Here is a 14215-nt window from a genome sequence, read left to right on the forward strand (position 1 = left end):
GGCTACCTCGGTGTCGCCGTGCCCGAGGAGTACGGCGGCGGTGGCGGCGGCATCGGTGACCTCGCGGCGGTCTGCGAGGAGCTGGCCGCGGCCGGATGTCCGTTGCTGCTCATGGTGGTCTCACCGGCGATCTGCGCCACGGTGATCGCCAGGTTCGGCACGGAGGAGCAGAAGTCCAAGTGGCTTCCCGGGTTCGCGGACGGCACGCTGAAGATGGCGTTCGCGATCACCGAACCGGACGCGGGATCCAACTCGCACCAGCTGAAGACCCACGTCAAGCGAGACGGCGACGACTGGGTCCTCAAGGGCACCAAGACCTACATCTCCGGCGTCGACGAGGTCGACGCCGTGCTCGTGGTCGCGATCCAGAAGACCGGGCCGGTGCTGGTGGTGGTGCCGACGACCGCGGAGGGCTTCACCTGGCACGAGATCGACATGGAGCTGGTGGCGCCGGAGAAGCAGTTCACGCTGTTCCTCGACGACGTCCGGCTGCCGTCCGACGCCGTCGTCGGCTCGCCGGACCAGGGGCTGCTGCAGGTCTTCGCCGGGCTCAACCCCGAACGGATCATGGGCGCGAGCATGGCCACCGGCTCGGCCCGCCTCGCGATCGGCAAGGCCGTCGCCTACGCGCGGCAGCGCACGGTGTGGGACAGCCCGATCGGCGCGCACCAGGGTCTCGCGCACCCGCTGGCGAAGATCCACATCGAGGTCGAGCTGGCGCGGCTGATGACGCAGAAGGCCGCCGCGCTCTACGACTCCGGCCGGGACAAGGAGGCGGGCGAGGCCGCGAACATGGCCAAGTACGCGGCGGGCGAGGCGATCGCGGCGGCCGTCGACCAGGCGATCCAGATCCACGGCGGCAACGGCCTGACCCGAGAGTTCGGACTCGCGTCGATGCTCGGCGTGTCCAGGCTTTCCCGCATCGCGCCGGTGTCGCGGGAGATGGTGCTGAACTTCGTCGCCCAGAACAGCCTGAAGCTGCCCCGGTCCTACTGACACACTCTCCCGCATGGGGACATTCACGACTTCGGACGGTGTCGGCCTCGCCTACCACGGCGAGGCCGACGACCCGGTGATCTGCGTGCCGGGCGGGCCGATGCAGGCGTCGTCCTACCTGGGCGGCCTGCCGATCGCCGACGCGATCAGGCTCGACCTGCGGGGCACCGGCGAGTCGGACGAGGCCGGCGACTACCGCGTCGACCGGCAGGTCGACGACGTGGAGGCGTTGCGGCGGCACCTCGGTCTCGACAGGATCCGGCTGTTCGGCCACTCCGCGGGCGGCACGCTCGCGGTCCTCTACGCGACGCGGTACCCGCGGCACGTCGAGGAGCTGCTCCTCGTCACGCCGAGCCCGCGCGTCGTCGGCATCGAGGTGACCGACGCGGATCGCCGGGAGGTGGCCGAGAAACGGCACGCCGAGCCGTGGTACGAGCAGGCCCACGCGGCGTTCCAGCAGATCTGGGCGGGCAACTTCAGCGCGGAGGCGTTCAAGGGGATCACGCCGTTCCTGCACGGCCGCTGGGACGCCCAGGCCCAGGAGCTCGACGAGCACCCGCGCAACGACGAGGCCGCCGGGCAGTACTACGCGGAAGGCGCGTTCGACCCGGCACAGGTGCGCGAACAGCTCGAGAACCTCGACGTGCCAACGCTTCTGCTCGCCGGTGAGCTGGACGTGTCACTGCCGCCGCGGCGCGCACGGGAGTACGCGGACCTGTTCCCCCGCGCGCGGCTCGTCGTGCAGCACGGCGCCGGGCACTACCCCTGGCTCGACGACCCGGAGGTGTTCTCGGCCGCGGTCCAGCGCATGCCGTAGAGGCCCGGCCCGAAGTCCGTCGCGGCGGCGTGCGCACGGCCCCTGCGGTCCACCGCGGCCGGGCGCGCGCCGCCGAACAGTTCCGCACCCGCCGGACCCGACGCGAATTCCTCGCAGGAAACGGGATCGGCGGTGAACTCGACCTCCAGCACGTAGTCCTGGACGGGTTCGGCGAAGCGCCGGAAATGCGTGTGCTCGGCCGTCGGGCGCGGATAGATCAGTTCGTACTCGATCGCGATCGACTGCCCGGCGGTGATCGGTTCGTCGAACACGAGCTCCGCGACGAGAACGCCGCCCGTGCGTTCACGGGCGATCCGGCCGACCCGGCAGGACCGCACGGCCGTCAGCGCCGGCTGGGCGGGACCCGTTTCGTGGCAGAGGATCCAGCGGTCCACGGCGCCCGCCTTCGCCCGCATGACCTGACGTGACCGGACGCCCCGCACCCCGCCGCACGGCGCGACGGCCACCCGGTCGTGCTGGGCGGTCAGGACGAGCCCGGAACCGTCCCACGGCGCCCGTGCCGACTGGTCCCGCCTGCGGGAACGCCCGCGCGGCCGCGGTGGGCCCAGCAGCCGGGACAGGGCCGCCTTCCGCAGCCCGAGCACGTCCTCGAGGTGGGCGAGGGCCGTCATCGACTCCGGCCGCTCGGGTCTGCGCCTGCCCGACTGCCAGTAGCTCAGCGCCGTCACGCTGATCGGCGCGCCCCGCACCTTCAGTCGGTGCTGCAACCGTTCCAGACTCAGGCCCCGCACCTGGATCGCGACCCGCAACGCGTCCGCGAACGGACCCGTCACCAACAGGTCGGCGAGCTCCTCGCGCGGTGGGTGAATCGTGAGCATTCAGTCCTCCGTCTCCCGGAGTCAAGCTCGGAAGAGTATCGGCGGCACAGGGGAGGCGGTACAGCCGATCGGCGGTTTCACCCTCCTGCGAAACCCGGAAAGTTCAGATCTCGGGACCATTACGCCGCGGTGGCCCCTATCGGCTTCCTGAGCATCCCTGCGACGAACAGGACGACGAATGCGCAAGACAGCGACACTCCTCGGCGCGGCGGTCATGATCTCGGCGTTCGCCGCACCCGCCACCGCCGCCACCGGTGAGATCCGCGCCTCCGCGGGCGAGACCATCGCGGGCAGCTTCATCGTGAAGCTCAAGGACGGCACGGCCACCGCGAGCGCGCAGAGCCTCGGTTCGCGGTTCGGCGGCCGGGTCGGGCACGTGTACGACACGGTCTTCCAGGGCTTCTCCGTGCGGATGAGCGACGCGCAGGCGCGCAGGCTCGCCGCCGACCCGTCCGTCGAGTACGTGGAACGCGACCAGGCGGTCAGCGTCCAGGCCACGCAGGTCAACCCGCCGTCGTGGGGAATCGACCGGATCGACCAGCGCAACCTGCCGCTCGACCAGCGCTACGCCTACAACAGCACCGGTTCCGGCGTGAACGCCTACATCATCGACACCGGTGTCCGCGTCACGCACCAGGACTTCGGAGGCCGTGCCCGCAACGGGTTCGACTTCGTGGACAACGACTCCGTCGCGCAGGACGGCAACGGCCACGGCACGCACGTCGCCGGAACCGTCGCGGGCACCCTGCACGGCGTGGCCAAGCAGGCCACCATCATCGCCGTCCGCGTGCTCGACAACAACGGCTCCGGCACCCTCGCCGGTGTCGTCGCGGGCATCAACTGGGTGGCGTCCAACCACGTCAAGCCGGCGGTGGCGAACATGTCGCTCGGCGGTGCCGCCAACACCTCGCTCGACACGGCGGTGCAGGGCGCGATCACGCGCGGGGTGACGTTCGCGGTCGCGGCGGGCAACTCCAACACGAACGCGGCGAACACCTCTCCCGCGCGGGTGGCCGCGGCGCTGACGGTGGGCTCGACGGACCGCACCGACGCGCGGTCCTCGTTCTCCAACTTCGGCCCGGTGGTGGACGTGTTCGCGCCCGGCGGTGGCATCACGTCGGCGTGGAACACCAGTGACACGGCCACGAACACCATCTCCGGCACGTCGATGGCGGCGCCGCACGTCGCCGGTGTGGTGGCCCGCTACCTGCAAGGTGGCTTCACCGTGACCCCCGCCCAGGTCGCGACGGCGATCACCACCAACGCCACCGACGGGAAGGTGACCAACGCCGGTGCCAACACCACGACCAGGCTCCTGTACTGGCCACCGACCAGCTGATCCCTCCTGATGTGCGGCCCCGGCTCCCTCGTGAGCCGGGGCCGTTCTTCCCTGCAACCGAAAGGAAGTGCTGCCCGTGAGAGCCCTGCCGGCAGTCGCCGCCCTCGCAGCGGCGGTCGTGGTCGCCCCGGCGTCCGCGGCCCCGTCGTCGTACATCGTCGTCCTGGAGGAAGGCGCGGTCTCGTCGTTCAGCGGTGCGGTGGAGCACCGGTACACCAGCGTCCTCAACGGTTTCAGCGCGCGGCTCACCCCGGCCGAGGTGAAGCGGCTGAAGGCCGACCCGGCAGTGTCCCACGTGGAGCGTGACGGGATCGTGCACGCCACCGGCACGCAGTTCGACCCGCCCTGGGGCCTGGACCGCATCGACCAGCGCGCGTTGCCGTTGGACAGGACGTACACCTACACGACCACCGGTCGCGGGGTGAACATCTACGTGATCGACACCGGCATCCGCGTGACGCACGACGACTTCGGCGGCCGCGCCCGTGACGGCTGGGACACCGTCGACAACGACGCGGTCGCGCAGGACGACAACGGGCACGGCACGCACGTCGCGGGCATCGCGGCGGGAACGAGGCACGGCGTGGCCAAGAACGCGACCGTGTGGGGCGTCCGAGTTCTGAACGGATCCGGTTCCGGGACGATCTCCGGCGTGATCGCGGGCGTGGACTGGGTGACGCGCAACGCGATCAAGCCCGCGGTGGCGAACATGTCGTTGGGCGGCGGTGCTTCCGCGGCGCTGGACGCGGCGGTGAAGAAGTCGATCGACTCCGGCGTCTCCTACGCGGTCGCGGCCGGCGGCAGCAACACCGATCCGGGGAACTCGTCGCCGCAACGGGTTTCGCAAGCGATCTGCGTGGGTGCTCTGACGCAGAACGACACCAAGGCGTCGTCGTCGAACTTCGGTCCCCTGGTGGATATCTGGGCGCCCGGAGTCAGCATTCCGTCCGCCTGGAACACCGGCGATTCGGCCACCGCGACGCTGAGCGGGTCGTCCATGGCCGCACCGCACGCGGCCGGTGTCGCGGCGCGGTTCCTGGAGGTCAACCGGGCCGCGACACCGGCTCAGGTGGAAAGCGCGCTGGTTACCACGGGCACTCCCGGCACGCCACCCGTCACTCGTATCCTCTACTGGCCGCCGTCATTGTGAACCGTGAATTGTTCGGCAATGCAAGCCCGTCTTAATCACTAAGACACCCTTGGCAGGAACCGGATCCATCCATAGCGTCGAAAGCGCATCGTTCCCCTGCACAAGAACGGAATGCACACCATGACGCGAAAGATCCGGTTCCTCGCCGGTGCCGGCGTGGCGAGCCTCGCCCTGTCGGTTCTGATGGTTCCCAACGCCTCCGCCGCCGAGGGCGAGGTCCTCTCCCTGAACGCGCCCGAGAAGATCGCCGGCAGCTTCATCGTGAAGCTGAAGGAGGGCAAGGGCGACTCGCACGCCCTCGCCTCCCGGTTCGGCGCGAAGGTGGAGCGCGACTACACCAGCTTCGGCGGGTTCAACGTGAAGCTGACGGAGAAGCAGGCCAAGCGCCTCGCCGCGGACCCGTCGGTCGAGTTCGTCGAGGCCGACCAGGTCGTGCACGTGCAGGCGACGCAGACGAACCCGCCGTCGTGGGGTCTCGACCGCATCGACCAGCGCAACCTGCCGCTCAACAGCTCCTACAGCTACACCTCGACCGGCGCGGGCGTCACCGCCTACGTCATCGACACCGGTGTGCGCATCAGCCACTCCACGTTCGGCGGCCGCGCCTCCAACGGCCGCGACTTCGTCGACAACGACAACGTCGCGCAGGACGGCAACGGCCACGGCACGCACGTCGCCGGCACCATCGCGGGCTCGCAGTACGGCGTGGCGAAGGCCGCGAAGATCGTCGCCGTCCGCGTGCTCGACAACAACGGCTCCGGCACCCTCGCCGGTGTCGCCGCCGGCATCGACTGGGTCGGCAACAACGCCGTCAAGCCCGCCGTGGCGAACATGTCGCTCGGCGGCAGCTCCAACGCCACCCTCGACACCGCCACGCGCAACGCCATCGCCAAGGGCGTGACCTTCGCGGTCGCGGCCGGCAACTCGAACGCCAACGCGTCCACCTTCTCGCCGGCCCGCGTGACCGAGGCGATCACCGTGGGCGCCACCGAGCGCACCGACGCCCGCGCGTCCTACTCGAACTTCGGTTCGGTGCTGGACATCTTTGCGCCGGGCTCGTCCATCACGTCGGCGTGGAACACCTCCGACTCGGCCACCAACACCATCTCGGGCACGTCGATGGCCACCCCGCACGTCGCGGGCGCCGCGGCGCGCTACCTCTCCACCAACCCCTCGGCGACGCCGGCCCAGGTCTCCTCGTACCTGGTCGCGCAGTCGACGCCGTCGAAGGTGACGAACCCGGGCTCGGGCTCGCCGAACCGCCTGCTGTACCTCGCGCCGACCGCGTGAGCTGAGTGGGGAGAAGGGCCGCGACCCCGATCGCGGCCCTTCCTCCTATTGTGGGGACGTGCTGGAGGGGTTGGACGACGTCGCGTGGCACTCGGTCGACCACGCGCACGGGCCCGCGCTGGACACACCGGGTCACCTCAGGGCGTTGCTGTCCCGCGATCCCGAGGTGGTCGCGCAGGCCGTCCGGGATCTCGACAGGACGGTGTGCGAGGAGGGCGGGTTCGTGTGCCCGGCGGCCACCGCGGTGCTGCCGTTCCTCGTCGAGGTGCTGCCGGTGCTGACCGAGGCGCACCGCACCTCGGTGCTGGACATGGTCCGACGCCTCGCCGACGACGGGGAGAACGCCGAGCAGGTCGACGCCGGGTGGCACGAGGCGTGGCGGAAGGCGAAGCCCCGGCTGGCGTTCTGAGACCCTCGAAAAGCCCTGCGTGAAAATCTGTCGGTGCCTCCGGCTAGCCTTGACGGCAAAGCTGACTTCGTCTACAAGGAGCCACCACCGTGTTGCGCACGCACGAGGCCGGATCACTCCGGGCCGAGCACGCCGGGCAGTCCGTCACCCTCACCGGGTGGGTCGCTCGCCGGCGTGATCACGGCGGTGTCATCTTCATCGACCTGCGCGACGCCTCGGGCGTGGCCCAGGTCGTGTTCCGCGAGGGCGAGATGGCCGAGCGCGCGCACCGGCTGCGCAGCGAGTACGTCATCAAGGTCACCGGCGACGTGAGCAGGCGTCCCGAGGGCAGCGAGAACCCCGACCTCGCGACCGGCGCGATCGAGGTCTACGTGTCCGACCTCGAGGTGCTCAACGAGGCGGCGCCGCTGCCGTTCCAGGTCGAGGCCGAGGGCGAGATCGGCGAGGAGGCCCGCCTCAAGCACCGCTACCTCGACCTGCGCCGCAGCGGACCGGCCAAGGCCATCCGGCTGCGCAGCGAGGTCAGCCGGATCGCGCGGACCGTCCTGCACGACGAGAAGTTCGTCGAGGTCGAGACCCCGACCCTGACCCGCAGCACCCCCGAGGGCGCGCGCGACTTCCTGGTGCCCGCGCGGCTGCGCCCCGGCTCCTGGTACGCGCTGCCGCAGTCGCCGCAGCTGTTCAAGCAGCTGCTCATGGTCGGTGGCCTGGAGCGCTACTACCAGATCGCGCGCTGCTACCGGGACGAGGACTTCCGCGCCGACCGCCAGCCGGAGTTCACCCAGCTCGACATCGAGATGAGCTTCGTCGAGCAGGACGACGTCATCGCGCTCACCGAGAAGCTCCTCTCCGCCATCTGGAAGGAGCTCAAGGACGTCGAGCTGCCGCTGCCGTTCCGCCGCATCTCCTACGCGGAGGCGATGGCGAAGTACGGCTCGGACAAGCCGGACCTGCGCTTCGACGTCGAGCTCACCGAGCTGACCGAGTACTTCAAGGACACGACGTTCCGCGTGTTCCAGGCGCCGTACGTCGGTGCCGTCGTCATGCCGGGGGGTGCGTCTCAGCCGCGCCGCACGCTCGACGGGTGGCAGGAGTTCGCCAAGCAGCGCGGCCACAAGGGTCTTGCCTACGTGCTGGTCCAGGAGGACGGCACGCTCGGCGGTCCGGTCGCGAAGAACCTCACCGACGCCGAGCGCGACGGTCTCGCGAAGGCCGTCGGCGCCAACGCCGGCGACTGCATCTTCTTCGCGGCGGGCGACCCGCGTGACGCGCGCGCCCTGCTGGGCGCCGCCCGTGTCGAGATCGCGCACCGCGTCGGCCTGATCGACGAGAACGCCTGGGCGTTCGCGTGGGTCGTCGACTTCCCGATGTTCGAGTCGGTCGACAAGCTCGGCTCTGGCGACGTCGCGGTCGGCGGTGGCAAGTGGACCGCCCTGCACCACGCCTTCACCTCGCCGACCCCGGACTGGATCGACAACTTCGAGTCCGACCCGGGCAACGCCCTGGCCTACGCCTACGACGTGATCCTCAACGGCAACGAGCTCGGCGGTGGCTCCATCCGTATCCACCGCGCGGACGTGCAGCAGCGCGCGTTCAACGTCATGGGCATCGGTGCCGAGGAGGCGCAGGAGAAGTTCGGCTTCCTGCTCGACGCGTTCAAGTTCGGCGCCCCGCCCCACGGCGGCATCGCGCTCGGCTGGGACCGCCTCTGCATGCTGCTCGCGGGTGTCGACTCGATCCGCGAGGTCATCGCGTTCCCGAAGTCCGGCGGCGGCTACGACCCGCTGACCGCGGCTCCGGCGCCGATCACCGCCCAGCAGCGCAAGGAAGCCGGCGTCGACGCCAAGCCCGACCAGAAGAGCTGATGCTGCGGCTGAGGGTGGTCTGCCCCGCGGACCAGACCGAAGCCGCGCTCGACGTCCTCCGCGGCCACGCGGGAGCCACCCACCTGGTGCTCCTGCGCGGCGCGGCGATCGAGCCCGAGGGTGACCTGCTCACCGCGGACGTCGCGCGCGAGTCGGTCGACGAGGCCGTCGGCGCGCTGTGCCGGCTGGGGATCGACCGCGACGGCGGCATCACCATCGAGTCGATCGACACGTCGCTGTCCGACGCCGCCGACCGGGCGCAGGAGGACGCGCCCGGCGACGGCTCCGACGCGATCGTGTGGGACGAGCTCCTCGCGCTCACCGGCGAGGAGTCCAAGCCGAGCGTCACCTTCCAGGCGTTCCTCACCATCGCCTGCCTGCTGGCCGCGGTCGGTGTCGCGACGAACTCGACGGTCACGCTCGTCGGCGCGATGGTCGTCGGGCCGGAGTTCGGGCCGCTCGCCGCCGTCGCCGTGGGGCTCGTCGCACGGCGCTGGGACCTGGTGCGGCGGGCCGCCGCCGCGCTCGCGATCGGGTTTCCGCTGGCCATCGCCGTCACCTCGGTGCTGACCTGGCTCGGAGCGGGGGCGGGGCTGCTCGATCGGGAGACGTTGCTGCACGGCACCGAGTCGGAGTTCATCTACCAGTTCGGACCGTTCTCGCTGATCGTCGCGCTGCTGGCGGGCGCGGCGGGCATGCTGTCGATGACGTCGGCCAAGTCGGCGGCGCTCGTCGGCGTGTTCATCTCGGTCACCACGGTCCCGGCCGCCGGGTACGCGGCACTGGCCGCGGTTCTCGGAGTGTGGGACAGAGTGGGCCCGGCGGTGGCTCAGCTGGGGATCAACTTGATCGGTATTGTCGCCGCGGCCGCGTTCGTGCTGTTGATCCGCAGGCGCAGGGCAACGGATGGTGTTTCCACACGTCCACTGTCCAGGGGATGATCACAGGACGTCCGATGACGGCATGAGCCGTTATCAACGAGTGGTGGTGGTCGCAGTCAGGCCGCATTAGCGTCGGTCCGGCTCGCAGGCTTTGAGGGAGTAGGGTCGGAGAGGATGAGCGTGGAGATCACCGCGGGCCCTCCCGGCACGACTTCACCCGAGATCGACGACGCTGTCGGGGCGGCGGAGCGCGTACTGACCAGGAGAATGGGCGCACAGGTGCGTCTCGCGGACCCCGAGGCTCTCGGGGGTACCGGTCGTTCCGTCGTGATCCGCGTGAGAGTGGCCTCCTCGCCGTTCTCCATGCCCCGCACGCTGGTGGTGAAGCGCTATCCGGAGGCCAGCGGCGACCGCGACCCGTGGGCGCACGAGGCCGTCAGCCACCAGCTCCTGACCGCTCTTCCCTCGGAGGAGCGCGCCACCCCGGAACTCTTCGCGCACGACGCGGCGGCGCGCCTGGTCGTGCTCGAGGACCTCGGCCGCGCGCCGCGCCTGTCCGAGAAGCTGCACGCGAAGGACGCGCGCGCCGCGGAACGCGGCCTGCTCTCGTGGGCACACGCCATGGGCCGCCTGCACGCCACGACGGCGGGCCGTGACGCCGACTTCGACGCGTTGATGCGCCGGGCCGGTGCGCAGTGCTGCCAGGACCCGATCGCGGTCGACGTGCACGCGGCCATCGCGGGCTTACCGGCGCTGCTCGGGACCACGCTGGGCGTGGAGACGTCCTCCCAGGTCAGCGAGTTCGCCGCCGGAGCAGCACGGGGGTTCAGCACGTCACGCAGGCGCGCGTTCAGCCCGTCGACGTCGTGCCCGGACAACCACCTGGTCACCTCGCGCGGTGTCCGGTTCGTCGACTTCGAGGGCGGCTGCGTCCGCGACATCGTGTTCGACGCGGCCGCGTTGCGCGTGCCGTTCCCTTCCTGCTGGTGCGGGTGGGGTCTGCCGCCGGGGATGTCCGAGGCCATGGTCGCCGCGTGGCGGGCGGAGGTCGGGTCGGTGTGGCCCGAGATGGACGACGACGCGGTGCTCTTACCGCGGTTGCTGGAAGCCCAGCTGATGTGGGTGTGGCTCGCGACGTGGCGGGCGCTGTCCAAGCCGATGCCGACCGCCGACAACGCGCCGCCGCGCAGCGTCGTGCTCGCCGGGCGCTGGGCCCGTCTGCGGGGCGACGCGCTGCTCCTGGGGCAGAAGACGGTCGCGTCCCACGCGGACGCCGTCGTCGGCGCACTGGTCGACCGCTACGGCGCCGAGGTGCTCGAACTCCCGCTTTACCCAGCATTTCGCTGAACCGTTCCCACACGGTCATGCCCGGATCACCGGGTGCGCTGATGCTGGTCCGCGTGCTGGTGTTACTCGGTGACTCGACAGCGGTCGGGATCGGCGACCTCGTGCCAGGAGGCTGGCGCGGCTTCGGCCCGCTCCTCTCGGCGGCGTTCGAGGACAACGGCTATCGCAACCACGCGGCCTCCGGCGCGCGGCTGGCCGACGTCCGGCGCACCCAGCTGCCCCTGGCGCTGCGGGACAGGCCCACCGCCGCCGTGGTGATCGCGGGGGTCAACGACACGCTGCGGTCGGACTTCTCCGCGCGGCGGATGCACGAGGACCTCGACCACGTCTGCGGCGCGCTGACGGCCGCGGGGGCGTCCGTCGTCACCGTCCGGTTCCACGACCAGGGACGGGTGTTCAAGCTGCCCGGCCGGTTGCGGAGGGTGCTCGAGGACCGGATCGACGAGTACAACCGCGTGATCGACGTCGTCGTGGCGCGGCACGGGGTCCGGTGCGTCGACCTGCACACATTGCCTGGCGCGTATGAGCTCCGGACGTGGGCGGTCGACCGGCTGCACCCGTCCGAACGCGGTCACCGGATGCTGGCGAGGGCGTTCGCGGCCGAGCTGCGCGGGCTCGGGCACACCGTCGGCGACGTCAGCCTGGAGTGCTCCGGCGGGCGGGAGCTGACGGTGTGGCACCACGCGGCGTGGTTGGCGCTCAAGGGGATTCCGTGGCTGTGGCGGCGGGGCGCGGACCTGCTGCCGTTGCTGCTGCGCGACGAGAGGCAGGCCGGGCTGCCGCTGACGGGACCGGTGCCGGGGGACGTGCTGCCCGCCGACACCGGCCTCGTCTGAGCCGGTCAGCCGCTCAGGTCGTAGAGCGTCTGGCCACCGACCGTCGTGGCCTCGAAGGTCGCCGCGACCCACTCGGCGATCTCGCTGCCGCCGCCGCGTCCTCCGCCCGCGACGAAGTACCGCACCTTCCCCTCCGCGACGAGCGCCTCGAACTCGTCGAGGGTGGGCGCGGGATCGCTGCCGTTCCAGCCGCCGATCGCGATCACGGACCGGCCGGACGCGAGCTGCAGAGAGGCCGCGCTCTGGGCGCCGACGGTCGCGGCCGCCCACTCGGTGTCGGTGGCCTTGAGCAGCTGCACGACCTCCGTCGACGAGCCGCCCTCCCGCATGCCCATGCCGGCACCCTGCTGGGCTCGTGGACCGGACAGCGGAATCGAGCCGCTGTGCGTGGTGGCCGCGGTCGCCAGCGCGTAGCCGGAGGTGCCGAGCAACGCCGCCGCCACCAGCACGCCGACGAGCCACCTCCGGTCCAGGCCGAACACCAGCGCGGCCACCGCGACCGCGGTCACGGCGAGCAGGACCCAGCGCAGCCACGGCGCCCAGTCCGGCGTGCGGTCGAGCAGGATGAAGCCCCACACGCCGGTCGCCGCGACCATCGCCGTCAACGCCATGCGCACCGGGAAGTGCGCTCGTCCGCGCCACAGCTCACGCCCGGCGATGCCGACGAGCGCGGCGATCGCGGGCGCCAGCGCCACCGTGTAGTAGGGGTGCGTGATGCCGCTCATGAAGCTGAACACCGCGCCGGTCACGAGCACCCAGCCACCCCAGACGACCAGCGCCGCACGGGTGCGGTCGGTGCGGGGCGCGCGCCGCAGGAACCACAGCCCGGCGCCGAGACCGATCAGCGCCGCGGGCAGCAGCCAGGAGATCTCCGGTCCCATGCTGGCGCCGAACAACCGGCCGATGCCCGTCTCCCCGCCGAAGCCGATGTTCCCGTTGCCGCCCATGCCACCGCCACCCGGTCCTCCGCCGGAGCCTCCGAAGACGCGGCCGAGCCCGTTGTAGCCGATGGCGAGCTCCCACAACGAGTCGTTGGTGGACCCGCCGATGTACGGGCGGCTGTCCGCGGGCCACAGCTCGACCAGTGCGATGAACCAGCCGGCCGAGACGACGACCGCGACACCGGCGCCGAGCAGGTGCAGCACCCGCTTCGGCACCGACGCCGGAGCCGCGACGAGGTAGGCGAGCGCCAGCGCGGGCAGGACCAGGAAGCCCTGCATCATCTTGGTGAGGAACGCGAACCCGATCGCCGCGCCCGCGAGCGCCAGCCACCACGGGCTCGCCTTCTCCAGCGCCCGCACCGTGCAGTACGCGGCCGCGACCATCAGCAGCACCAGCAGCGCGTCCGGCAGGTCGAACCGGAACATCAGCGTGGCCACCGGTGTCACCGCGAAGGCCGCACCCGCGAACAACGCCGCGACGGGACCGGACGTGCGTTTCACCGTGGCGTACGACAACCCCACGGCCGCGACGCCTTCCAGCGCCTGCGGGGCGAGCACGGTCCAGCTGGAGAAGCCGAACGCCTTGGCGAAGACCCCGCTCACCCACAGGAACGCGGGCGGCTTGTCGACGGTGATCGTGTTGCCGGGGTCGAGCGAACCGAACAGCAGCGCCTTCCAGCTCTGCGACGCGGCCTGCGTCGCCGCCGCGTAGAAGTCGTTGCCCCAGCCGGAGGCCGTGAGGTTCCACAGGTACAGCACAGCCGTCGCGGCGAGCAGGCCGAGGAAGGCGATGCGGTGCACCGCCTTCGGGTTGCGTGCCGGTGGTTTCGGCGCGGCGACGGGCGCGGGAGCGAGCGTGGCGGTCATGACGCGTCCAGTGGGTAGAGGGTGGTGCCGCTGACGGTGGTCGCGGTGTAGTTCGCGGCGACCCAGTCGGCGATCTGGTGGGCGGTGTCGCTGCCGGTCTCGCCCTGCATCATCCGGCCGGCGGCGACGTAGTAGTGGATCTGTCCACTTCGGACCATCTCCTGGAACTGCTCCAGGGTCGGCGCGGGATCCGTGCCGTTGAACCCGCCCATCGCCATCACCGGCAGCCCGCTGGCGAGCTGCAGCCCGGCCGCGTTGTTGGACCCGATCGTCGCCGCGGCCCATCGGTAGCGGCCGGCGTTGTCCTGCAACAGGGTCACGACCTCGGCGTCCGGTGTCGTCGTGTCGAGCAGCCCTCCGCCGCCCATTCGCCTGGCCGACGGCCCCGCCACTGGGATCGCGCCGGTGTGCGGCGTGGTGACGGTGGCGAACGAGTACGTGGTGGGGCCGAGCAGCGCGGCGACGAGCGCGACCGGGATGGCCCAGCGCAGCGACAGCACCAGGCCGACCGCGGCGATCAGCCCGGCCATCAGCACCAGCACCGCGACGGGCGTGGAGAAACCCTCGACCAGCAGGTAGCACTGCAGCGCGCTCAACGCGACCGACCCCGAAAGCACCGCCGCCGCAACGGGTTCGTG

The 14215-nt window shown here is 71.1% G+C and carries 12 protein-coding genes and 1 pseudogene; 10 read left to right on the forward strand and 3 right to left on the reverse strand.

Annotated features, from left to right (window positions below; translation table 11 throughout):
• Positions 1–996, forward strand: a 996-nt coding sequence (locus tag VM306_RS23820) for an acyl-CoA dehydrogenase (RefSeq protein ID WP_325518765.1), incomplete at its 5' end; no start/stop codon positions are given.
• Positions 997–1009: 13 nt separating this feature from the next.
• The gene (locus tag VM306_RS23825; RefSeq protein WP_325518767.1) at positions 1010–1813 is read left to right on the forward strand and encodes an alpha/beta hydrolase; all 804 of its coding nucleotides are present in this window, start codon (positions 1010–1012) and stop codon (positions 1811–1813) included.
• On the opposite strand, the gene VM306_RS23830 is transcribed toward VM306_RS23825, so the two are convergent.
• Positions 1756–2652 (reverse strand): hypothetical protein, encoded by an 897-nt coding sequence (locus tag VM306_RS23830; RefSeq protein ID WP_325518769.1) that lies wholly within the window; start codon positions 2650–2652, stop codon positions 1756–1758. The genes VM306_RS23825 and VM306_RS23830 overlap by 58 nt on opposite strands.
• A 178-nt stretch (positions 2653–2830) precedes the next feature.
• Between VM306_RS23830 and VM306_RS23835 the strand changes: the two genes are divergently transcribed.
• The 8 genes from VM306_RS23835 (at position 2831) to VM306_RS23870 (ending at position 11769) form a co-directional block, all read left to right on the forward strand.
• Positions 2831–3991, forward strand: a complete 1161-nt coding sequence (locus VM306_RS23835) for a S8 family peptidase (RefSeq protein WP_325518771.1) — start codon at positions 2831–2833, stop codon at positions 3989–3991.
• Positions 3992–4067: 76 nt separating this feature from the next.
• Positions 4068–5141 (forward strand): S8 family peptidase, encoded by a 1074-nt coding sequence (locus tag VM306_RS23840; protein WP_325518773.1) that lies wholly within the window; start codon positions 4068–4070, stop codon positions 5139–5141.
• Between the two features lie 120 nt (positions 5142–5261).
• Entirely contained in the window at positions 5262–6431 is a 1170-nt protein-coding gene (locus VM306_RS23845) for a S8 family peptidase (RefSeq protein ID WP_325518775.1), read from the forward strand.
• A gap of 58 nt (positions 6432–6489) precedes the next feature.
• Positions 6490–6840: a hypothetical protein gene (locus VM306_RS23850; protein WP_325518777.1), complete on the forward strand. Its 351-nt coding sequence runs from the start codon at positions 6490–6492 to the stop codon at positions 6838–6840.
• Between the two features lie 89 nt (positions 6841–6929).
• A complete protein-coding gene (gene aspS / locus VM306_RS23855) occupies positions 6930–8705 on the forward strand; it encodes an aspartate--tRNA ligase (RefSeq protein WP_325518779.1) in 1776 nt (591 codons plus the stop codon).
• Complete coding sequence (locus VM306_RS23860) at positions 8705–9646, forward strand: DUF389 domain-containing protein (RefSeq protein WP_325518781.1); 942 nt, start codon at positions 8705–8707, stop codon at positions 9644–9646. Before aspS ends, VM306_RS23860 begins: the two co-directional genes overlap by 1 nt.
• Before the next feature lie 114 nt (positions 9647–9760).
• Positions 9761–10933: a hypothetical protein gene (locus tag VM306_RS23865; protein ID WP_325518783.1), complete on the forward strand. Its 1173-nt coding sequence runs from the start codon at positions 9761–9763 to the stop codon at positions 10931–10933.
• A gap of 17 nt (positions 10934–10950) precedes the next feature.
• On the forward strand, positions 10951–11769 hold the full coding sequence (locus VM306_RS23870) for an SGNH/GDSL hydrolase family protein (RefSeq protein ID WP_325518785.1): 819 nt from the start codon (positions 10951–10953) through the stop codon (positions 11767–11769).
• A 5-nt stretch (positions 11770–11774) separates the two neighbouring features.
• Here the strand turns inward: VM306_RS23870 and VM306_RS23875 are convergent, their stop codons facing one another.
• A complete protein-coding gene (locus VM306_RS23875; RefSeq protein ID WP_325518787.1) occupies positions 11775–13577 on the reverse strand; it encodes a glycosyltransferase family 39 protein in 1803 nt (600 codons plus the stop codon).
• A pseudogene (locus tag VM306_RS23880) lies at positions 13574–14215 on the reverse strand (glycosyl transferase); the annotation flags it as partial. The pseudogene VM306_RS23880 and the gene VM306_RS23875, both read right to left, overlap by 4 nt.

This window comes from Lentzea sp., assembly GCF_035525475.1.
Lineage (GTDB): Bacteria > Actinomycetota > Actinomycetes > Mycobacteriales > Pseudonocardiaceae > Lentzea.